The 20342-nt window shown below is 43.5% G+C and carries 21 protein-coding genes and 1 tRNA gene; 5 read left to right on the forward strand and 17 right to left on the reverse strand.

The annotated features are described in order from the left end of the window. Window positions 1–93: 93 nt before the first annotated feature. Genes HQM15_02460 through HQM15_02470 form a run of 3 tightly spaced genes read right to left on the reverse strand, consistent with a single transcriptional unit; the run spans window position 94 to window position 4616 of the window. Complete coding sequence (locus tag HQM15_02460; protein MBF0491626.1) at window positions 94–1791, reverse strand: arginine--tRNA ligase; 1698 nt, start codon at window positions 1789–1791, stop codon at window positions 94–96. A gap of 6 nt (window positions 1792–1797) precedes the next feature. Beyond that, window positions 1798–3207 carry an insulinase family protein gene (locus HQM15_02465; protein MBF0491627.1) on the reverse strand — a complete coding sequence of 470 codons (1410 nt, stop codon included), beginning with the start codon at window positions 3205–3207 and terminating at the stop codon, window positions 1798–1800. A gap of 2 nt (window positions 3208–3209) precedes the next feature. Then, window positions 3210–4616, reverse strand: a complete 1407-nt coding sequence (locus tag HQM15_02470) for an insulinase family protein (protein MBF0491628.1) — start codon at window positions 4614–4616, stop codon at window positions 3210–3212. 590 nt (window positions 4617–5206) lie between these two features. On the opposite strand from HQM15_02470, the gene HQM15_02475 reads away from it, so the two are divergent. Continuing rightward, window positions 5207–5280: transfer RNA gene (locus HQM15_02475), tRNA-Met, on the forward strand. Window positions 5281–5347: 67 nt separating this feature from the next. Here HQM15_02475 and HQM15_02480 read toward each other — a convergent pair. Further along, window positions 5348–6247, reverse strand: coding sequence for a zinc dependent phospholipase C family protein (locus HQM15_02480; GenBank protein ID MBF0491629.1), 900 nt, complete (start codon window positions 6245–6247; stop codon window positions 5348–5350). Between the two features lie 4 nt (window positions 6248–6251). On the opposite strand from HQM15_02480, the gene HQM15_02485 reads away from it, so the two are divergent. After that, window positions 6252–7007 (forward strand): uracil-DNA glycosylase, encoded by a 756-nt coding sequence (locus HQM15_02485; GenBank protein ID MBF0491630.1) that lies wholly within the window; start codon window positions 6252–6254, stop codon window positions 7005–7007. Window positions 7008–7115: 108 nt separating this feature from the next. Here HQM15_02485 and HQM15_02490 read toward each other — a convergent pair whose 3' ends face one another. Both HQM15_02490 and HQM15_02495 read right to left on the reverse strand, forming a co-directional pair. Beyond that, window positions 7116–8039, reverse strand: a complete 924-nt coding sequence (locus HQM15_02490) for a hypothetical protein (protein ID MBF0491631.1) — start codon at window positions 8037–8039, stop codon at window positions 7116–7118. A gap of 79 nt (window positions 8040–8118) precedes the next feature. Continuing rightward, window positions 8119–8955 carry a 3-keto-5-aminohexanoate cleavage protein gene (locus HQM15_02495; protein MBF0491632.1) on the reverse strand — a complete coding sequence of 279 codons (837 nt, stop codon included), beginning with the start codon at window positions 8953–8955 and terminating at the stop codon, window positions 8119–8121. Between the two features lie 101 nt (window positions 8956–9056). Between HQM15_02495 and HQM15_02500 the strand changes: the two genes are divergently transcribed. Beyond that, window positions 9057–9203 (forward strand): hypothetical protein, encoded by a 147-nt coding sequence (locus tag HQM15_02500; GenBank protein ID MBF0491633.1) that lies wholly within the window; start codon window positions 9057–9059, stop codon window positions 9201–9203. A gap of 20 nt (window positions 9204–9223) precedes the next feature. Next, window positions 9224–9751 (forward strand): DUF4143 domain-containing protein, encoded by a 528-nt coding sequence (locus HQM15_02505; GenBank protein MBF0491634.1) that lies wholly within the window; start codon window positions 9224–9226, stop codon window positions 9749–9751. Window positions 9752–9928: 177 nt separating this feature from the next. Here the strand turns inward: HQM15_02505 and HQM15_02510 are convergent, their stop codons facing one another. From HQM15_02510 to HQM15_02560, 11 genes are all read right to left on the reverse strand, one after another. Beyond that, window positions 9929–11362, reverse strand: a complete 1434-nt coding sequence (locus HQM15_02510; protein ID MBF0491635.1) for an AAA family ATPase — start codon at window positions 11360–11362, stop codon at window positions 9929–9931. A gap of 80 nt (window positions 11363–11442) precedes the next feature. Next, the gene (locus HQM15_02515; protein MBF0491636.1) at window positions 11443–11808 is read right to left on the reverse strand and encodes a 3-aminobutyryl-CoA ammonia lyase; all 366 of its coding nucleotides are present in this window, start codon (window positions 11806–11808) and stop codon (window positions 11443–11445) included. Further along, window positions 11801–12067, reverse strand: a complete 267-nt coding sequence (locus HQM15_02520; protein ID MBF0491637.1) for a Txe/YoeB family addiction module toxin — start codon at window positions 12065–12067, stop codon at window positions 11801–11803. The genes HQM15_02515 and HQM15_02520 overlap by 8 nt, the downstream gene beginning before the upstream one ends. Continuing rightward, a complete protein-coding gene (locus HQM15_02525; GenBank protein ID MBF0491638.1) occupies window positions 12061–12303 on the reverse strand; it encodes a type II toxin-antitoxin system Phd/YefM family antitoxin in 243 nt (80 codons plus the stop codon). The genes HQM15_02520 and HQM15_02525 overlap by 7 nt, the downstream gene beginning before the upstream one ends. A gap of 43 nt (window positions 12304–12346) precedes the next feature. Continuing rightward, window positions 12347–13153 carry a cobalamin-dependent protein gene (locus HQM15_02530; protein ID MBF0491639.1) on the reverse strand — a complete coding sequence of 269 codons (807 nt, stop codon included), beginning with the start codon at window positions 13151–13153 and terminating at the stop codon, window positions 12347–12349. A gap of 33 nt (window positions 13154–13186) precedes the next feature. Beyond that, complete coding sequence (locus HQM15_02535) at window positions 13187–14797, reverse strand: D-lysine 5,6-aminomutase subunit alpha (protein ID MBF0491640.1); 1611 nt, start codon at window positions 14795–14797, stop codon at window positions 13187–13189. After that, window positions 14794–15099, reverse strand: a complete 306-nt coding sequence (locus tag HQM15_02540) for a type II toxin-antitoxin system RelE/ParE family toxin (protein ID MBF0491641.1) — start codon at window positions 15097–15099, stop codon at window positions 14794–14796. Before HQM15_02540 ends, HQM15_02535 begins: the two co-directional genes overlap by 4 nt. Then, window positions 15081–15323, reverse strand: a complete 243-nt coding sequence (locus HQM15_02545) for an addiction module protein (GenBank protein ID MBF0491642.1) — start codon at window positions 15321–15323, stop codon at window positions 15081–15083. The genes HQM15_02540 and HQM15_02545 overlap by 19 nt, the downstream gene beginning before the upstream one ends. A gap of 13 nt (window positions 15324–15336) precedes the next feature. After that, window positions 15337–16608 (reverse strand): lysine 2,3-aminomutase, encoded by a 1272-nt coding sequence (gene ablA / locus HQM15_02550; GenBank protein ID MBF0491643.1) that lies wholly within the window; start codon window positions 16606–16608, stop codon window positions 15337–15339. Then, window positions 16605–17633: an L-erythro-3,5-diaminohexanoate dehydrogenase gene (locus HQM15_02555; GenBank protein MBF0491644.1), complete on the reverse strand. Its 1029-nt coding sequence runs from the start codon at window positions 17631–17633 to the stop codon at window positions 16605–16607. Before HQM15_02555 ends, ablA begins: the two co-directional genes overlap by 4 nt. A 92-nt stretch (window positions 17634–17725) precedes the next feature. Beyond that, window positions 17726–19168, reverse strand: coding sequence for a hypothetical protein (locus tag HQM15_02560; GenBank protein ID MBF0491645.1), 1443 nt, complete (start codon window positions 19166–19168; stop codon window positions 17726–17728). Between the two features lie 278 nt (window positions 19169–19446). Here HQM15_02560 and HQM15_02565 point away from each other — a divergent pair, with 278 nt between their 5' ends. Continuing rightward, window positions 19447–20322 carry a hypothetical protein gene (locus HQM15_02565; protein ID MBF0491646.1) on the forward strand — a complete coding sequence of 292 codons (876 nt, stop codon included), beginning with the start codon at window positions 19447–19449 and terminating at the stop codon, window positions 20320–20322. The last annotated feature ends 20 nt before the right edge of the window (window positions 20323–20342 follow it).

Here is a 20342-nt window from a genome sequence, read left to right on the forward strand (position 1 = left end):
ACGATTTATCGTTTTTCCAGGGGGTGTTATGACAATTGGATTCGAATTGACCATAACCCCTCCTAACCTCCCCTTAGCTTAAGGGGAGGGACTTCAGGAAAACGATTCAATATTTTGATGCATCTCTTCAGGTGCAGAAATTCCTACAATTTCAAAACCTGCCCTCAGTACTTTTCTCAGCGCAAAAAGTAAACTCAGCTTCGCTGAACTTGCTTCTTTATTTTCGCTCAACACCTTGTATCGCACATCTTGCTTTGCCTTACTATAATAAGCTTGAAAAAGCTTGGCTAAATCCATCAAATAAAAAGCAACGGCATGAGGCTCTAGCTCCAGTGCCGCTTTTTTCAACATTTCAGGATATTCACTCATTTTTTGAATCAGCTCAAATTCTTCGGGAAGTTTTATATTTTCCAAAGAAGAAAAATATTTTTCATCCCCCACAAACCCTTCGGCCTGACCTTTTCTTAAAATGGAAGCAATGCGTGCATGGGCATACTGAATATAAAACACCGGGTTTTCAGAACTTTGCTTTTGCGCCAGATCCAGATCAAAATCCAGTTGGGCAGAGGCTGAGCGCAACAAAAAGAAAAATCTTGTCGCATCAGACCCCACTTCATCCACCACTTCACGCAAAGTCACATAAGTGCCACTGCGTTTGGACATTTGCACACGCTCTGCGCCACGCTTGAGATTCACCATTTGAATGAGTAACACTTTCAACTTTGCCGCATCAAAACCCAAGGCCTGCAAGGCCGCACGAATACGGGGCACATAACCGCCATGATCTGCACCCCAGACATTAATATAAAGATCAAAGTTTCGATCAAATTTATTTTTGTGGTACGCAATGTCCGGAGTGAAATAGGTGTAAGAGCCATCACTTTTTTTCAAGACTCGATCTTTATCATCGCCGCAAGCCGTAGTCTTCAGCCAGACGGCCCCCTGATCTTCAAAAATTTGGCCTTTGCTTTTCAACAAGTCCAAGACCTTGGAAATCTGATCGTCTTCATATAAAGAAAACTCGGAAAAATATTGATCAAAGTGAATATCGATACTGGCCAAATCTTCTTTTACTTTTTTCAGCAGATGTAGCCCTGCTGCCTTTCCCAGCTTTGCGATATCTCCCACAAAAGGCTTAAACTCTTCGGCATGCGCTTCGACCAGTTCTTGCAGGTAAATTCCCTGATAAGACCCTTCAGGAGGGGCATCCAAACTTTGAGAAGGGAAAAATATTTTTTTCAGATAATAATCGACAGAGTTTCCCAGGGTTTTGATTTGCACCCCGTAATCGTTCACATAAAACTCTTTGTGCACCTGGTAACCGGTTTTGGAAAGCAGGCGTGCCAGGGTATCGCCCACCACCGCATTGCGCCCATGGCCAATGTGCATAGGCCCCGTGGGATTTGCGCTGACATATTCCAAAAGCACTTTTTGATTTTGCCCCACCTGAACTTGTAAAAAAGTTGAATGCTTTAAAATTTCTTCTAAACTTTTTTGGTAGGCCTTAGGAGAAAGAAAAAAATTCAAAAATCCAGGCCCCGCAATTTCAATTTTTTCGATAGAGAATTCGCTATCCTGAATATTTTTTTGGAGGAGTTCCGCAATCTCTCGAGGTTTTCGCTTGAGCCTTGAGGCCAAAGCCATCGCGATGTTGCAAGAAAAATCTCCATGAGTTTTTGCTGAAGGCACTTCAATTTGAATAGGGTTTTGCAGGCAAGAGGCCTCCAGCACAGCCTCTGTGACAAGTTTGCAAAGGGTAGTTTTTAAGATATTTTCGACGAGTTGTTTCATAGTCTTCTATTCTTTCCATTCCCGCTTCTCAAACTTCCCCAACTTCTCCAAATCTTTCGCGAGTTTTTCTTCATCTCCCACAATTAAAACGGTGAGGGCATCGGGCTTGAGATATTCTGCGGCCACTCTTTTGATGTCTCCCAAGCTCACTTGAGCCAGCTTCTCTCGAAACACATCGTAATAATTTTCTGGATATCCGTAAAAACTGAGACGCGCACGATCTTTTACAAAATTAAAGCGGGGTTCCCAATCGTTTACCATACGGTTTAAAATGGATTCCTTGGCCTCTTGCAGACGGACCTCACTTAAATCTTCTCCCCGCTGAAATTTTTCGATTTCTTTTTTAATCACGCTGATAACTTCTGCTGTAGCTTCCACACGGGTTTGAGCGGAGGCGAAAAACAAGCCGTAATCACTTTCCAAACCGAAATGCGAATACACAGAATAGGCCAAACCCCGATTCGAACGTATTTCTTCTCCCAATCGGGATGAAAAAACATCTCCCCCCAAAAGATAATTCATTAAAAGCAGGGCAAATTTATCGGGGTTAAAACGTTTGTCGCCCCAATGTCCTATCACTAAAGTGGATTGCGCTGTTTTTTGCGGAATAATAATATTTTGAGCCTTGAATTTTTTCTCTAAAGGCGCTGGAGCGGCTATCGCTTGATTGGCCTTAGGCCAGGCTTGAGTGAGTGATTCTATTTTCTGAACCAATTCTTCTTTTTTAAAATCGCCAGCAATGGCCAAAATAATATTTTCTGGATGCAGAAACTGTTGATGTATTTTTTTAAGGTCGGCCACTTGAACGGATTCTACACTTTTCAAATTTTCACTTCTCGCCCAGACATTGTTTTCCCCATAAATAAGCTTGGGAAATTCTCGAAAGGCAATTTTTTCTGGATCTTCTTTCAATCGTTTTAAGGACTCGATTTTTTTTAGTTTTGCGAGCTGCAAGGCCTTGGCATCAAAACGAGGTTTTTGAAGGATCTCAAAAAATAAATTAAACATCTGAGACTGATCTTTGGCCAGGCAATTCAACATAAACGTGGAATACTCCGCCGCAATGCCCGATTCGATGGAGGCCCCATGATCTTCCAAAAGTTTATCCACTTCTTGCACCGAACGTTTTTCGGTTCCACCCGTACGCATCACGGCCAAACTCAGAGCCGCTTCGCCGAGACGCGCAGCATCTTCCTGATTTTCTCCCCCCTTGATGTAGGCAAAGGCCTTAAGGAGAGGAAGCTCGTGGTCTTCCTGCAAGTAAAGCTTCATTCCATTTTTCAAGTTTACGATGTCGACCGCGGGAGATTTCCAAACTTGCAATTTCTGCGCAGCAAGTTTTTTGACTGCGGGGTCTTGGGCTAGAAGAAGGTGAGGAGAAGAAATAAGAAAAAAGAAAAGAAGATATTTTTTCATAATCAATGCCCCAACACCGAAACCGTTTTATTTTGTGGTGTAAAATATTTTGCTGCCACTTGTTGAATTTGAGTACTAGAGATTTGTTCAATCGCCTTTTCGTGCTCCAACAAATAATGCCAATCCCCTGCGACTACTTCAAAATAGGAAAGCAGATCCGCTAAACCCAAATTGGAGGAAAGCTGAAAAAGCCGGTCGGACAAAAGTTGGTTTTTTGCCCGCTCCATTTCTTCTTGGCTCACCCCGTTTTTAATCATTTTGGAGATTTCTTCATCAATCCCCTGCTCCAATTTTTGAGGAGAAGTTTTTCCCAAGGGAGCCGCATAAATCCAGAAGAGGTTGGACAAACGTGAGCCTGGGGTGGAGGGATCGCAAGACACACCCGAAGCCAAATGCCCTTTCTCGACCAATACCACGTACAAACGGGAAGTTCTTCCTCCGCATAAGATTTGATCGATCATATCAAAAACATAATCGTCTTTTTCTGGGAGAGTGGGCTTGTGATAGGCCATCATCAATTGAGAGCGGGCGGCATCTTTTACCAGGCTGCGTTTTTCCTTCGTTTGAATTTCCATTTCATTCTTGGGCAGAGGAGGTTTTGCTCCCGCTGGAATCTTTCCAAAATACTCCTCCAGAATTTTTTTGGTCTTGGCGAGATCGATATCCCCAACCACTGCTCCCACCATATTTTGCGGCACATAATAAGTGTCGTAAAATTTTTTGAGATCGCTGGCGGTGAGCAAGGCAATCTCATCGGCATAACCAATCGTAGGGAATTTGTAAGGACTGTTTTCAAAAGCAGTCCCTAAAAGATTTTCATAATTTTTTCCAAAGGGACTGTCTTCCACACGCATGCGGCGCTCTTCCATCACCACATCCCTCTCCTTATAGAACTCCCGGAAGACAGGTTCTTTAAGGCGTTGCGATTCTAAATAGGCCCAAAGTTCCAACTTGGAATTGGGAAGTTCCACAAAATAACTGGTGAGATCTTTCGAAGTAGTGGCATTGAAGTTGGAGGCCCCGTTTTGAAGATAGAGGCGAGAAAATTCATCCTTTACAATGAATCCCGCTTCTTTTTTCTGTAAGGCTTTTTGTTGCTTTTCTAGATCTAACAGTGTTGAGTTCGATGAATTTTCTTTCTTCTTTTTCAACTCCATAATCTCTACACCCAATTTTTCGATCTCGTCCAACAAGGGTTTTTCTTTCGAATAATTTTTTGTCCCAATTTTAGAAGTACCCTTGAAAGCCATGTGTTCCAACATGTGGGCGATACCTGTTTGCCCTTGATGCTCATCCGCACCGCCGACATTCACTCGGATATAGCCGGTAAATACGGGAACTCCAGGACGCGAAAGAAGCAAAAAACGCATCCCATTTTTTAAGGTGTAACGCTCTACTTTTGTTTCCAAAAAATCTGCTTCGGCAAATAGATGGGGTGAAAATAAAAAAAAGAGGAAAAACGGGAGAGTTTTTTTGAACATGAAAGATCCTATTGAATTTAAAAGAGGATCTTTTTATGACTTGAAGAACGAAGTTTCAATCTCTTTTTGAAGCAATTTTAGCCAAAAAAAATCCCTATCCGTTTTCACGAACAGGGATTTTTCAATCTCATAAAGAAGACCCTTATTTCTTTTTCTTAGCGACTTTTTTAGCAGGAGCTTTTTTCGCGGGTTTCTTTTTTGCTGCTTTTTTCTTTGTGGTGGCCATTACGCCCTCCTTATTTGGTGTTACGCCCCTCACAAATGAGGAGCCGTTATTTATGTAAACATATTTTATTTATTGCTTAAGGTCAATAACATTTCATTAAATTATATTAAATTTGATTAAAATTTATCTGAATGATGAGAAAATACTCTGTCGAATAAACATGTAGACAAAAACTAATACAAGATCTATACAATCACACGTTTTCAAGGATCAAAAGCGCTTCAATGATAAATGAACGGCAACAACTTTGAAAACTTGAGAAAAAAAACTTGAAATTAAAAAAATAAATTATCGCGGGGTAGAGCAGCCTGGTAGCTCGCGAGGCTCATAACCTCGAGGTCGTGGGTTCAAATCCCGCCCCCGCAATAAAAACCTCATTCATGTGAATGAGGTTTTTTTATTGTGCGGGATTTGAAAAAGAGGAAGAGAGAAATCAAAGAATATCTGGCAACTCTGCAGGCTTGTAGATCCCATCTCTCAAGGCGATACGAATATCTTCTATCAGAAGATCCGCCTGTTTGCTGTTCATTTCCTTACGATGTCTCGCCCTGCGAAACTTTGAGACCATTTCTTTTGCATATAAAAGTTTCAATTTACCGGTAGGATCTGCTTGAAAGGCGAAGGCCTTGTCGGGATGCTTTAAAAAATCGACTGACACTTTGTAACAAAGCCCTTTGAAGTCTTCTACATCTTCCATGTGCAAGGAATAAGTGGAAAGATTGGTTAAGATCTGGGCCGCATTTCGCCAACGTCGGGTGCGTTGAAGCAGTAAAATATTATCGAAAATTTTCTTCGTGGTCTTGAAAGAAAACAGGGCCCTCCGGAGTGTGTTTGATAAAAGCTCATCATTTTTGCTGTAATCTTCTTTTCCAATTTCTTCCAAAACACTCCAAACTCGTTCGGGCATTTTTAAGTCATATCGCATTTCCCAATAAGTATGCCGTAAGGTAAGCGCTTCATAACTTCGAATGATTTGATAAGGGACAAAATAATTATGTGCGACTGTATCCACTGACAAATGCGTAAGGTACCCGTAGATAAAAGCCTTTTGAGAATCCGTTTTGGCTCGATCCAAAAGGGGCAATGCGACATCCCAATGGTGGCAATGATACAATTCTCCTGCAAATTTTTTTCCGAAAATAATATCCGCGGCCAAATTGCCATATAAAAAATCTTTGGGATATTTTTTGAGAAGCAACTTTACCGCAGGAGCCAAGACTGTCAGATGGGACAAGGCATTGAGGGCATATTCCAAATGCGCTCCGGGACCCCAGGCCTGGGCAAGAGTTGAAGAAAAGAAATAGACAAAGAAAACAAATAAGAAATAGAACACGACCATGAATCCCCTTCCAAATAAGATCTTAGAATATCTTAAATTCCAACAAGCCTTGAATTTATTGCCTTCTTTTTTCTGGAAAGAAAACGATTCCTTTCGAACACAGCCTAACAAAGAAAGCGATACTATTACTAGAGGAGAAAATGCCTTGAGCAAGACAAAATCACTTCCCGACATTCACAAATTGATTGGCGATTGCAAACGCTGCAGACTTTCTGAAGGCAGGAGCAACATCGTCTTTGGCGTAGGAAACCCTGAAGCTGAGCTCATGTTCGTGGGGGAAGCGCCCGGGAGGGATGAAGATTTAAAAGCGGAACCTTTTGTAGGAAGGGCGGGACAACTCCTCACCAAAATTATTGAGGCCATGGGGTTTACCCGAAAAGATATTTACATTGCCAATGTTGTCAAATGCCGCCCCCCTGAAAACAGAAACCCCGCTCCCGATGAAATATCTATTTGCTCCCCTTTTCTTTTTCAGCAAATCGAAACCATCAACCCCAAAGTGATTGTCTGCCTGGGAACCTTTGCTGCCCAAACTTTGCTGGCGACTGAAGAAAAAATCAAAACGCTTCGAGGTAAATTTCACCCTTGGCCCAATTCTGTGGTTCAAAAAGTATTGGGAGTAAAAATTCCCCTAGAGAAAATCCAACTCATGCCCACTTACCATCCCGCATTTTTGTTGAGAAATCCGAATATGAAAAAACCCGTGTGGGAGGATATGCAGAAGGTGATGGGGGTTCTTCGTACCTCACCCTAACCCTCTCCTACCCTAGGAGAGGGGACAGAAGGGAAAGTAAAATTGAGGGCCCAGCCTCTTTTATCCCTCTCCTAGGGTAGGAGAGGGCTGGGGTGAGGTATATCCACTTCACACCACTACCACCTGCAACTTCGGCCCCGCTCGGACAATAATCTCTTTTTGCCCTTCCAACATATCTCCGTCGAGGGTATAAGGTTGCGCTTCTTCAAAGACCATTTTCATTTCTGACACGGGTTCTTCAATGAGTTCCGGACATTTCGAGGGTTTGCCTAAAAACATAAAAGGCACATAGCGTAAAATGTTGCGAGGCGGCGTGGAAAAGCCTACGGCGTGGAATTTTCCTGCCATGGCCGAATAATGAAACACCCTGAAGTTCAAACCCAACTGTTCTACCGAGCCCGCATAGATGGCCGAATAATTCTTGAAGGCCCATTTTTTCCCATCGACAAGCACTTCACCTTCATAACGTTCGAACATCTTGCGCGAGTATTCGGTATTAAAAATAGCCGAAAAAATGGAATGGCCCAGAGTTTGAGCGGCGCGGAAAGGGGAAGGCTTCCCTTCGTAATAACTCTTCATGAAACGATAGAGAACTCCCGTCCCAAAGATAAATCCAAATTCGCCATTTACTTCGAGTAAATTAATTTCTTTGATCTTGAGCGTTTCATCCTCGTGATATTTGTAGATGAGATTCGAAAGTATTTTTTCCGGACTGCCGTAAATACCGCAAGAAGCGGCAATAGTATTGAGGGTGCCTCCCCGTAAAAAGGTGATTTTTGGCAAAGGCTGATCTTGATAAATACGAATGAGATACGTCAATACGACATGATTGGTACCATCCCCTCCTCCTATGCCCAACACTTCGATCTGACGTTGTTTGAATTCGCTGATGACTTCCTTGAGATCTTCAAAAGAATGTGTCTGCCTGCAAGAGCCCCTGTCTCCCACAATAAAACCCAAGCGCTCCATACGGCCCGGGTCTTGTTTATGCTTTTTCGAATGAGGATTTAAGATGATTCCAATGCCGGGCATGTAGAAAACATAACCCCTCCCAACCTCCCCTTAGCTTAAGGGGAGGAGCCTATTTTCCCCCTCTTGAGGTAAGAGGGGGTTAGGGGGCGTTATGAAACTCGTCTAGACTCAACATCTCTCTCGCCTCTTCAACACTCGCTACAGGACGAGAATATTTTTTCGCAAGTGCAACAACCTTCGCTACCAACTCTGCATTCGTTTTGGCAAGCACCCCTTTTTCTAAATAGATATTATCTTCAAAACCTACCCGACAATGCCCACCCCATTTTATGGCATATTCCATCATCGAGAATTGAGAACGACCAATAGCCGCCAGGCTCCAAGTGGCTTCTTCAGGAAGTCCATCGACTAAAAATTTTAAATTTCTTTCATTTGCAGACAAGGCCCCTGGAACCCCCAAAACAAATTGAAAATGCCCAGGACTTTTCACCAGGCCTTTTTGAAGCAATCGGATTCCATTTTCCAACATGGCCACATCAAAAATTTCCATCTCGGGTTTGATGTTTTTTTGAAGTATTTCTGAAGCGAGTTTTTCAACAAAAGGAGTGGGGTTTAAGAAGACAGCATTTCCAAAATTGATGGATCCGGTGGAAAGTGAGGCCATATCCGGATTTGCAAGTAGAGGTTGAAAGCGTGCTGCTTCGCTATCTCCCACAGCACCGCCTGTAGACACCTGAAGAATGGCCCGGCTTTGTTTACGGATTTTTTGAATCACTTCAGCAAATATTTTCTCATCACAAGTAGGATGGCCTTGAGCATCCCGCACATGCAGATGGATGATCGCGGCACCGGCATCAATGGCTTCAAGTGCGCTTTGGATAATTTCATCCGCTGTCAGTGGAAGATAAGGCTGTTCCTTGCGGCTCAGTTCTGCACCGACTAGCGCGGCAGTGATGATGAGAGGAATGGAGTTCATTGCAGGATTGTAAGGGGCTGGCTGAAATAATCAAGGGTTTGAATGGAATAAAGCTTCAAATAAAAAACTGACTATTCGGAGGTAGTATTCACAATAGCCCCATGCAACGTTGGTTAGAAAAAGCAATTCAAAAAGACCTAAAAGAAAAAATTGTGCTACTGGCAGGCCCCAGGCAAGTCGGTAAAACCACGGTTTCCAGGTCGCTTTTTTCGAAAAAGTTCGAGACATCAAATCGATTGAACTACTGATCGATTTACTTCGAGGCCGGGTGGGTTCTACGGTTTCTTATGCTTCACTAGCTAATGATCTTCAAGTTTTTGCCCACACTGTGAAGTACTGGCTGCAAATTCTTGAAAATCTTTATGTCATTTTTCCAGTACGCAGCTATCATCACAATATTGCCAGCAGCATTTTAAAAGACAGCAAATATTATTTTTTTGACACAGGTCAAGTGGAAGGAAATGAAGGTCAACGCCTGGAAAACACGGTAGCCTGTGCCTTACTGGCCGAACTTCACAAATTAGAAGACACCCAGGGCAAAAAAACTTCGCTGCATTTTCTGAGAGATAAAGAAAAACGTGAAATTGATTTTTTGACAGTAGTAGATAAACGCCCCACTTGTTTGGTGGAAGTGAAATGGGACGATCAAAATATCTCAAAAAATTTTAATGCCTTCCTGAAGTATTTGGGTCCTCTGCCCGCTTATCAAATTGTTTATCAACTGAAGCGCCCTCTCACAACACCTCAAGTAAGCCTGGTGGCTGCTGAAGATTTTTTGGTGGAACTCAAGATTTAATCTAAATGAAGCCACTGCTCAATTCAATTCAAAGCCCTAAGCCCCTTACAAAAGGAGATTTATAATGCGTTTGGATTAGTCCGAAAACAAAAGGCCACTTTACTGACCGTATAAAAAAGAAAAATGTAGTGCCCCCTTATTTTTATAAGCTATTGTTTTTTAAAGAATCTGTAACCGCTAGTGTGGAAGTCGGGAAAAAATTTCTTGAATAGGCAAAATATGGTGGAAGTACTCAGATTCTTTTACAGCATCTGTTGCATCATTTACACAAATGAGAACTTTTTCGAGAGTATAGGCTCGGGGGATTTTCAGTAGTTTAGTTTTTCTTTCAACTTCTGCAATAATTTTTGTTCCAATCGGTTCACGATTATATTTAATTTCGCAGACCGTGATCACCTGATCTGCACGGGAGTAGATCATATCAATCTGAAATTGACGATCTCCTCTCCCAAAATAAGGTGCCACCTGCAGCACCGCGTCAGAGAATCCCAGCACACGAGCAATGGGGTGAGCATGTTTTATACAGAATCTCTCAAAAGCCAAGCCACACCAAACTTCCCAACTGTCTTTCGTAAGAAGCTCGAAGATTCGCGAAGAAGAACTTTCTTTAATCGTTCTTAAATGAGGGGACATGTATTTAAAATAAAAAAGTAAAAACTCATCGAACAAACGATATTTTTTAAACTTGGTATTCTGGTTTTGATCAAAGGAAATGTAAGAACGGATAAACTCAGCTTCCTCGAGCTGGTGAATATAACGTAATAATCCACCTCCGGAAGAAGTCTTCAAATTTTTACTTAATTCATCCAGGCTAAACATCTTATCCTTGAGGCTCTTAACAATGCGAATATAAGTCTGATAAGTTTTGAATTGGCTGAAGAAAATTTTCTCAAATTCAGTGAGGAGAAGGGCATGGGAATGAAAGCACAGTTCATTCATATTTTGGCCGAAGGATTTTTTCAAATCGATCATTTCCAAATACTTTGGCACGCCCCCGAAAACAAAAAGATATTGAAGAATTTCACCCAGACCACGTTTGTTTTTAAACATCCCAATGGATTCGTGTGGGGACAATCCTTTCAGGTGGATTTCACCCGTAATACGCCCATACAAGGCCTTTGAACGGATAACCTGATGCACCATAAAGGAAGCAATTGAACCACAAAGAATCAACAGGAGTTTTTTCTTTTTCCACTCCTTATCCCAATACGATTTAATGAGACTCACCAACTTGCCCTGGCCCGCAGCCATCCACTGCAGCTCGTCAAAAACAAGCACCATTTTTTCACCCCGAACAGGAATTTTGGCAGTCAGATAATCGAAAGCAGCAATCCAGGAATCAAAATTTACGCTTTCAAGAATGGGATCTTTGAGTTGTTTTTGCAGAGTAGCTGTAAAATACTTGATTTGCGACTTGGTCTGCTCGCCCTCGAGACCTTCAAATTGAAGAGAGTTTTTTTCATTGCAGAATTTTTCGATGAGAACACTTTTTCCTATACGACGTCTGCCTACGACCACAATCATTTCGGCAGAGCTGGAATGATATTTCTTTTCCAGCAGAGCCAACTCTTCTTCTCTGCCAACAAATAGGGGTGGGCTAATAATCCGCATAAATAGTTACTACAACTATTTATGCGGATTTGTAAATTAAAAAACAGTTAATCCGCTCAAATTGTTTTAGGAACGCATATTCACTTCACCACACAAGTGCCCACGGCCTTACACACCAACACGGGAGAAGAAAGTATTTTCGCCTTCGAAGAATTCTGGAGGGCTTCAATTACTTTATAGGCTTCAAACTTCATTTTGCGAGAAGTCTTACCACGAGAAATAATCTCCGCATGGATTTCCAAAAAGTCACCGGCGTACACCGGCGCCAAAAAGTCTACCGATTCATAGGCACGAAACAAGCCTTCGTCGCCTGACTCTTGAATGCAAAGCTCTGTCGCTATATCGCCAAAGCATTGCAGCAGGCGTGCCCCATCCACTAAATTACCACCGTAGTGGGCATCGCTTTGATTGAGGCGGATTTTATGGATGGTTTTATGATTATTCATAATGAGACCAGAGACGAAGAATTTTTATCGATTTGGATTTATCATAGATTTGATAAACCAAACGATGTTGAATATTAATTCTGCGTGAACAACATCCAGCAAGATCTCCTCTTAATTTTTCAAAGGGTGGGGGTTTTTGATAAGGATTACTCTCTAATACTTTTAAAAGTTTTTCCGCTTTTTCTTTTAAACCAGAACGCTCAAGTTTTTTTGAATCTTTACAAGCCTGATCTGTAAAAAATAATTTCCACTTTACCACGGCAGTTTTCTCTTACACTTTTTCAAAGGCGTATCTTTACCCTTTAATATCGATTCCCGCATCCCTGGAATTGAAATCAAATAAAGTGTTTCTTGTACAGATTTCCAATCTTCTTCAGAAACTAATACCGCATTTGCTCTCTTTCCTGAAATCTGAATAGTCTCATGAGATTCAGCAAGTTCATCTACAAGTCGGTAGAGATTAGCGCGAGCTTCTGTAACATTCAAATGATTCATAGTGAATTCCTCAGAGCTGACGTACGTAAAACAGGACGTGAAGTCAATTTGCTTTTTTCGTCAATTCCCCCACAATAAAACTGGCTACTTCACTGGGTAAAGTACCCGTTCCAAAGCCCGCATCAAAGCCTGCGCGTTTTGCAATCGCATGCGTGATTCGTGGCCCACCGACAATTTTAATCAGATGGGGATTCAATCCCTTTTCTTTTTTGAGAAGTAGCGTGAGATCTTTCAAATCTTTCAGATGCTGATCTTGCTGAGTGACGAGTTTGGACACTAAAATGGCATCTGCCTTGAACTCTCGGGCTTTCTTCAGCAGAGTTTCGTTTTCTACCTGGGCCCTTAAATTGTAAACTTTAAAGCCCTGGTAGGATTCTAAACCATAATCGCCCTTATAACCCTTGCGATTCAGGATGGCATCTATGCCCACCGTATGGGCGTCGCTTCCTGTCGTGGCGCCCACCACTACAATTTTTCTTTTGAGGGTATTTTTGATTTTCGATTCGATCTCTTCACGCGAAAAAATTTCAAACTCTGCTTTGGGAACTTTCACCCGGGTGAAATCGAGCACCTGCCTGGAATGTCCATAGACCACAAAAAAACTGAAGGACTCCCCTATGCGTTCCGCACTGGCCACAATCACTTTTTCCAGACCCATTCTCTCCGCATAAATCTTAGCTGCTTCCTTCGCTTCCGGACTCATCGCGAGGGGCAAGGTAAAAGAAAGCTGCATGGCGCCATCCCCCAGGTGATCGCCGTAGGGTTTGATTTTTTTTAAATCGACTTTGGCTTCAGGAGAATTTTTACTTTCGTCTCCAAAAAGCCAGGTTTTTATTTTATGTACGGGCATAAGTTTAGTTACCAGTCGTTAATGTCACATCAATTAATTGCGTCTCTCCTTCTCCTCCTGTGCCAGTCGCCTCAAGTCCTCTGCTTCATTTCCACGCGCATGCTCTTTTTTCTTTTCAAAAAAAGGATTAAAATAACTTCTATCTTTTTGAAACACGCCCTCCAAGCCTTTGCCACCCTCTTTCGCACGTTCCATGTGTGCAAATAATCCTTGTTCAATGGATTGCATCAGCCCCAGTTTTTCTACTTTTTTAAGCAAGATCAAAGCTTGGTCTAACATCTGCCTTGCACGCCTCACAATTTTTCCATTGGGTTTGAATTCGACTTCATCCGCCAAGGCCGAGGCACCCTTAAAAATATAGTTCGCATTTTTTAAACCAACGAATCGATCCATCAAATAAGGATTATGAATGGCCTCGGTCATCATCCCTAAAAGTTGAATACTTTGACCCGTCATGGCGCCCGCCAGATTAAAGAGGCCATCATACAAATTGGCAGAAAAGATATCGCCCGTTTTATGTTTGGTGGGGGGCATGAATTTAATGGGGGAATGAGGAAAGAGTTCTCTTACCAACTGGGCCTGCGCAATTTCGTGGGCAATGTTGTCTTCAAAATCAGGATCCATCTCAAAGGCGTGTCCCAGGGCCAACTGATGCTCGCGCATGCCGGCTCTTTTGGCGAAGGATTCATTGAGCAACTGCGAACTGAGCACCTGAAACCAATAATGAAAAGACTCGGCGGTGGTCAGATAATTGTCCTCGCCCGTCATAATCGTAATATCGGCTGCGGCACAGATCTGGCGTGAAAAATATTGGTCGGTGAAGGTTCGCTTCATGTTGATGTCACGAAATAAAATTCCGTACATCGAATCGTTCAACAGATAATCCAAGCCCTCCAAGGCGCCCATGGCGGCTATTTCTGGCATGCACAGGCCGGAAGAATAATTGGTAAGCCCGATATAGCGTTTGAGTTTGTGGGTAGAATCATTCAGCGCCTCGCGCATGATCTGAAAATTTTTCTGGGTCGCGAAGGTCCCCCCAAAGCCTTCGGTGGTGGCGCCTTCAGGAACAAAATCCAGCAGACTTTGCGCCGTAGAGCGTATCACGGCAATGATGTCGGCCCCCATCTCCGCCGAGGCCTTGGCGTTCACCACATCTTCATGAATATTTCCGGTGGCGATAATAATATATTTTAGAGGCCCCTGAATATTGGACCTGAATTTACTCTTGAGTTGAGCCCTTTTGTTTGCCCTGTCCTTGATTTTTTTAAGGGCCTGATGGGCAAGGTTTTTGGCGATGAGCTCCACCTTGTCGCGTGGAGCTTCTGCTAATTCGCCCAGCCTGATTTTTTTTTCGGCCACCGCCTGAGCCAGTTCTTGAACCGACAATTTAGGATGATGAAACAAACCCAGGCAAAACCAGTACGCAATCCCCCGAGCCAATTTTGGTTTATCAAGAGTATCCACAATTTCATTCACCAAAGGCAGATGAGTTCCATAACCCTGTACACCAAACAAGCGAAGCACTGTACGTTCGATGGAAACCGTGGAATGGTAATCGACGTAGCGCAACACGGGACCGGTAATGTTTTCAGCCAGGTTTCGTGCCTCGTTTATTTTGTCGTGGTCTAGATTGAGTTTGTTCATGAGTGTAGTCTTGAAATCCAATAGTTTGGTTTTCTCTTAAGATGAATAATCGCTAGTATATAGAGAATAGATTCTTCTTTTACAGAATAAATAATCCCATAAGGAAAACGCTTTAATAAAAACTGACGTTGCCCCCCAGGCATTATTTTACCTGTATTGGGGAATTCAACAATGGTACGTATGGAGTTATACAATTCTCCAAGCAATCGATCTCCAAGTTCTTCTTTTTGTAACTCGTAATATTCATAGGCCTCCCAAAGCTCGTTTTGAGCTTTGTCATGTATTAAGATTTTTTTAAGCATTTTATATTCTCATTAATCTTTCCCCAAAACTCTTCTTCACTCAGCCAGCAAGCTTTGTTGTTTTCAATATCTGCAGTCCTTCTTTCAATTTCTTCTTTCCAAGCGTCATCTAGTTCAAAAACCTCTTCGTTCTGATGAATACTATCGATTAAATCCGTTACTAACATCTCCCTTTCATGAATATCCAATTTAAGTGCCTCTTCTTTTAATTTTTCAAAATTCATAATTTCTCCTTTCCTATTTCGTCCTTCCCGTCACCTCATGAGGTTCCAGCATCGCCTGCGAATCACCGAATAAATGAGAAACCCCCGAAGAATCGTCATAGGTATTATTTGCTACCGATTCCGAAGTAGAGCAATGGCAATCGTGCTCTTCGGGTTCGGGATAACTTCCTATCAGGCCTTCGTAATTTCTCAAGATAGATTTATTGTCCGAATGCGAAATCAAATAATTGGGCATCACCGGTACTTTGCCGCCGCCTCCAGGCATGTCGACCACAAATTCCGGAACCGCCAAACCTGAGGTGTGGCCCCGAAGATATTCGATAATTTCAATCCCTTTCCCGAGCGGCGTTCTAAAATGCGAAAGCCCTTCGGACAAATCGCACTGATAGATGTAATAGGGTTTCACTCGAATGCGCAACAATTCTTGCATGAGTTTTTTCATGATCACCGGATCGGAATTGATTTTACGCAACAAGACCGTCTGATTCATTACCGGGATACCATGATCCACCAGGCGTGCGCAGGCCTCTGCAGACTCGGGCGTAATCTCAAAAGGATGATTAAAATGGGTCATGAAAAAAACAGGCTGATATTTTTTGATCATCCTCGCCAATTCATCGGTGATGCGCATGGGCATGACACAAGGGACTTTGGAGGCGATGCGAATAATTTCCACATGAGGGATAGCCCGCAACCCCTTGAGCCAGCTTTCCAAAATGGATCCCGTCACCACTGCATCGCCACCGGAAAGGATGACATCGCGGATTTCCCTATGCTGACCGATGTACTCCAGAATACGTTCTATTTGTCCTCGCTTCAGATGTCCTTCCTTGTCGAGGATGAGGCGTCGCCTCGTACAAAAACGGCAGTAAAGCGAACAGATACTGGTAATCAAAACCAGCACACGATCGGGATAACGATGGGTCAGGCCTGGCACGGGAGAATCCACATCTTCACCCAGGGGATCTTCAAGATCCACTTCCGCCACGCTCAATTCACTGGGCGTGGGCACCGCTTGCAACAGAAAAGGACATTCGGGATTTTTCTCATCGATGAGAGAGGCCCAATAGGGAGTGACGGCAAACTTGTATTTGCTGAGGGTAGAATCGATGCGATCGCGTGCCTCGTCACTGAGGGGAATTATTTTTTGAAGATGGGCACCTGTAGTAATAGTATTCTTCATCTGCCATTTGTAGTCCATCCATTGTTCGCGGGACACCTTGTTCCAGAGGGGAAATTTTTGGAAGTAGAGAGGATTGGTATTGTTGATGTAGGGAAGTTTCATATTTTATATTTCTCCTCAAACCATTTCCTCAAACCCGTATGATTTCGATACACGTCCAGTGCCAACTCCGCATGCCCCTGCGCATAGCCGTTTCCAATAATGAATTCGGCGTCTTTGCCTATCCCTTCAGCACCCAGCGCCACTTTTCCAAACGCAGTGGCCATGCTGAAGAAGAGGATGCGTCCTCTTTCTTTCACGGCCAGGATGGAACTCATTTCTGTGCCGGGAACATTGGCGACGTTGACAACCAGATCATAATTGTTACAGAGTTCGGGCGCGGCGAGCAGCGCCCCTACAGATGTGGCATCTATTTTAAAAATCTCATCGGCCAGTTTCATTTGTTTCATTTCTTTCAAACTCCCTTGAGAGATATCGAGCGCATGAATTTGAATCTGACCTTCCCATTTATTTTTCAAGGCCGCCGCAGAAAGCCTGGCCGACTTTCCGGATCCAACAAAAAGAATTTTATCCCCTGCTCGGGCATAGCGCTGCACCAAAGCCGGTGCGCCGCAGACATCCAAAAGCGCCAGGGCAATGTTTTGAGGGATATCCGCAGGCAAGCTTGCCGCAATTCCGGTTTCAAAAAGAATGGCATGTCCCGAACAAGCAACCTGACCCGTTTTAAAATCGATACGATCAATTTTTTCGAGATGAAGGGGAGTAAGGGTGAGAGAAACCAGCGTGGCAATTTCGTCTCCTGTTTTCAGAGGGAGAGGGCCCTGGTAATTTTTTCCGATTTCCTTCACTCGTCCAATCAGCATGCCACCCGAGTTGGTGACTGGGTTGTGCATCTTTCCACATTGGGTCACGATCTCTAAAATTTTTGCCCGTACTTTTTCTCCGGTAACTTCACTTTTCACAATCTGACAAAAACTGGTCGAATCAATATTGAGTTTTTTTACTTCAATTAAAATTTCGTTGCTAAAGAGGGGAAGTGCCACATTCAGTTGAATGGCCGCTTGAGGCAGTACTCCCCGGGGAGAAATGACGCGATGCGTTCCATAAGGGTTGGGTTCGATGCGCATACCGTAATTATAGCGAGAGTGGAGATTATTGTGTAAACAAAAAAGCCCCCCGATTTATCGAGAGGCTTTTTTTCTTTAAAGAACAACAATCACTACGGATGCGGCTGATGCTGTTGCTGCATCTGATTCTGTGCAGTAAATACGGCATTCATCGCATTTTGTACGGCGTCACTATTACAGAAATTCATGTTCTGCCAATGCTGTTCGCAGGCTGATACAACGGGTGCCATGGCCGTTGTTCCCATATCCATATTGAGTTCAATATCGGGGGTAGTAGAACAATCATAATTACTCAGCGATGCGGTCAAGGTGGTGTCTTCTGCCAGACTCGAATAAAAAGCATCTGTGTCAAAACTAAAGGCTGATACGGCATCATAGTAGGTTCCAGAAGTCACAGGAACATAGTGATCGGTTTGCCATTCGGTTCCAGTACTAAAGGTATTGGAGCTATCCCCCGAACCAAACGTATTTGCAACCCCACCCTGGTAGAAAAACACATTTTTTCTACCGGAGGCGCTAACGGAGGTGCTAATTTGACTCTTCGAATAATTTTTATTGCTTTGAGGGACACCATTAAAGGTATTGGAGTTGTAACTCTTGTTGGTCAACTGATCTCCCAGTACATGAATGCTGGCCTTGAAATCTCCCTGATTGGAAGAAAACATGTCGGAAGAACGCGCCTGATCGGGATCAAAAGTAAAGCTCCCATCACTTTGGGCCAAGAGCGAGGCTGAAAAGATATTTTGATAGATCCCTCCCTTTTCACCATTCACCGAGGTATCGGTCATAATTTTGCTTGTAGAATTGTAGCGAATATTTTCAGCCTGGCCCGCAGCACCGCTTGAACAAAACCACAAATCGGCCGCAAAACCTGCAGAACCTTCAGTAGAGGAAGATCCAAAAATTTTGATGAAGATAGTCTGGGAATTTCCCCCTGGCCGATTACGCCCTGGCATATTGGTTGCGTTTATTTTGATCACCTTGGTATTTGCCTCTTGAGACATGACGGCATCCGCAGCAGTCGCGGGTGTCACCGCATCTGCAGGAATCACAGCAGGCGCCCGCTTCATATAGCAAAGGCTGGTTCCCGAGCTTTCAATATTCTGCATCGAAAATCCCACACCCTGGGCCATGTAGCATTGAGCGCTTTCTCTAAAAAAGTTATTGATGGTTTGCTGATCGGTCAAAACCACCGTGGAAGGAGTTGCATTAATACCGGCAAGCATTCCATTCCAGAAGATGGCATCCGCGTTGGAGCCAGACATATCTTGTATGGCGGGCGTATTGGAGGTACCAGAGACAGCGGATCGGATGAGCGAGCGCGAAATAGAGGCAGAAGAAGTGCTATCGAGCATACTGCTTAAATCGGGCAATTTGGAAAGCGAACTTACCTGAGTTGTTACAGCGGGTGTATTGGGATTATTGACTGGGGTGTCTTGACTTCCCACGTTTCCATCCGAGCTGGCACCACCACAAGCAGCACTTAAAGCTACTATAGATAACACCATAAAACTTCTAGCAAAAGCACTTTTCATAATCCCTCCTTTAATTAATAACAGTTTGTACAAAACCAATTCAGGGTCTCTAACGGCAAAATTTAATGAAACTTTAATGAAATGTGAAAAGTACTCAAAATGGCTTAAAGGTACTCAAAATACTTTGCCTTGCCAACCCAGCTAAAAAATAAAATAAAAAATTTTTATTGTTTTATTTCATGCAGATAGTTAGACGCTAAAAGAATGTTAGCAACACTTTTGCGGGGAGACCGATAATAGTACTGGTTTTGATCAGTATTTTTAACAGGAGATGTTGTATGACTGATAGAATCTCGAGTGTCGCTTCAAACTTTTTTCCCCCTTTACCCCACGTGGAGCTCATTTCCGGAGTTTCTAAGGTCACCCAAACCCTGCACAATGAGGGGCTTCAATTTATTCAATCCTTGCAAGGTTCAACTGAAGGCTTGGGCAATACCGCAAGACGTTTTGCTCCAATTCTCTGTGTTGCAGGGGCAGCGGTAGCCGCTGTTGTTCTGGGCCGAGCTTGCCCAACTTTAATAGCCTCCTTGTCTCGATTTATTTCTTCCTCTCCTCAAAAACTTGTCTTGACTGCTTTAGTAGCGGGGATAGCAGGCTGCGGTGCAACAGCCGTTGGCAGCAACAAAGATTCTGAGGATGCTTCTCCAGCAAATCCCCCTCAAGACGTATCTCATTCAGAAGTTGCGGGTGGCGATGCAGGTGCCGCTGCATGCCCACAAAATCCAGGGGTTTTGTATATGTCGAGCGCCGCTCAGCGTGTCAGCGATGGAATCCTCCTCACTGTGGGTGCAGAATCGTTTAGCCCTTGTGCCAGGGGAATCGCATTATTCAGGTTTGATGGATCTTGTGAGGAAGTCCGGGCAGCCAATGCCGCCAGAACTTATCCAAACTGCTCTATGGATGCACACAGCGCTCTTATTTCATTAGATGACAATCACCTGCAAATACTCCGTGATACTGTAAGGAACCAGCAGATTCAAATTGTAGATCCCATGCCAATAGCTGCCTCCTTGCATAGCGCTTGCTATCTCTTTGTGCCTTACAATGGGCCACTGCCTTCTACTGTTCCGCCCCCACGCAGCCCTGCAGATGGCACGGCCTGCCCACAACCTGAGGCCCCCAGCATTTATTCTCAGTCTGTAACAATTGAATAATAAATGGTTCCCAGAAAAAG

The sequence above is a fragment of the Deltaproteobacteria bacterium genome, assembly GCA_015233135.1.
Classification (GTDB): Bacteria; UBA10199; UBA10199; order JADFYH01; family JADFYH01; genus JADFYH01.

Coding starts and splice junctions, on each gene's coding strand:
- HQM15_02510 (MBF0491635.1), bottom strand. CDS start 11,362: ATGCGGATTATTAGCCCACCCCTATTTGTTGGCAGAGAAGAAGAGTTG.
- HQM15_02465 (MBF0491627.1), bottom strand. CDS start 3,207: ATGAAAAAATATCTTCTTTTCTTTTTTCTTATTTCTTCTCCTCACCTT.
- HQM15_02500 (MBF0491633.1), top strand. CDS start 9,057: ATGCAACGTTGGTTAGAAAAAGCAATTCAAAAAGACCTAAAAGAAAAA.
- HQM15_02485 (MBF0491630.1), top strand. CDS start 6,252: ATGAATCCCCTTCCAAATAAGATCTTAGAATATCTTAAATTCCAACAA.
- HQM15_02545 (MBF0491642.1), bottom strand. CDS start 15,323: ATGAATTTTGAAAAATTAAAAGAAGAGGCACTTAAATTGGATATTCAT.
- HQM15_02530 (MBF0491639.1), bottom strand. CDS start 13,153: ATGCCCGTACATAAAATAAAAACCTGGCTTTTTGGAGACGAAAGTAAA.
- HQM15_02525 (MBF0491638.1), bottom strand. CDS start 12,303: ATGAATCATTTGAATGTTACAGAAGCTCGCGCTAATCTCTACCGACTT.
- HQM15_02490 (MBF0491631.1), bottom strand. CDS start 8,039: ATGCCCGGCATTGGAATCATCTTAAATCCTCATTCGAAAAAGCATAAA.
- HQM15_02535 (MBF0491640.1), bottom strand. CDS start 14,797: ATGAACAAACTCAATCTAGACCACGACAAAATAAACGAGGCACGAAAC.
- HQM15_02515 (MBF0491636.1), bottom strand. CDS start 11,808: ATGAATAATCATAAAACCATCCATAAAATCCGCCTCAATCAAAGCGAT.
- HQM15_02565 (MBF0491646.1), top strand. CDS start 19,447: ATGACTGATAGAATCTCGAGTGTCGCTTCAAACTTTTTTCCCCCTTTA.
- ablA (MBF0491643.1), bottom strand. CDS start 16,608: ATGAAACTTCCCTACATCAACAATACCAATCCTCTCTACTTCCAAAAA.
- HQM15_02555 (MBF0491644.1), bottom strand. CDS start 17,633: ATGCGCATCGAACCCAACCCTTATGGAACGCATCGCGTCATTTCTCCC.
- HQM15_02460 (MBF0491626.1), bottom strand. CDS start 1,791: ATGAAACAACTCGTCGAAAATATCTTAAAAACTACCCTTTGCAAACTT.
- HQM15_02540 (MBF0491641.1), bottom strand. CDS start 15,099: ATGCTTAAAAAAATCTTAATACATGACAAAGCTCAAAACGAGCTTTGG.
- HQM15_02495 (MBF0491632.1), bottom strand. CDS start 8,955: ATGAACTCCATTCCTCTCATCATCACTGCCGCGCTAGTCGGTGCAGAA.
- HQM15_02560 (MBF0491645.1), bottom strand. CDS start 19,168: ATGAAAAGTGCTTTTGCTAGAAGTTTTATGGTGTTATCTATAGTAGCT.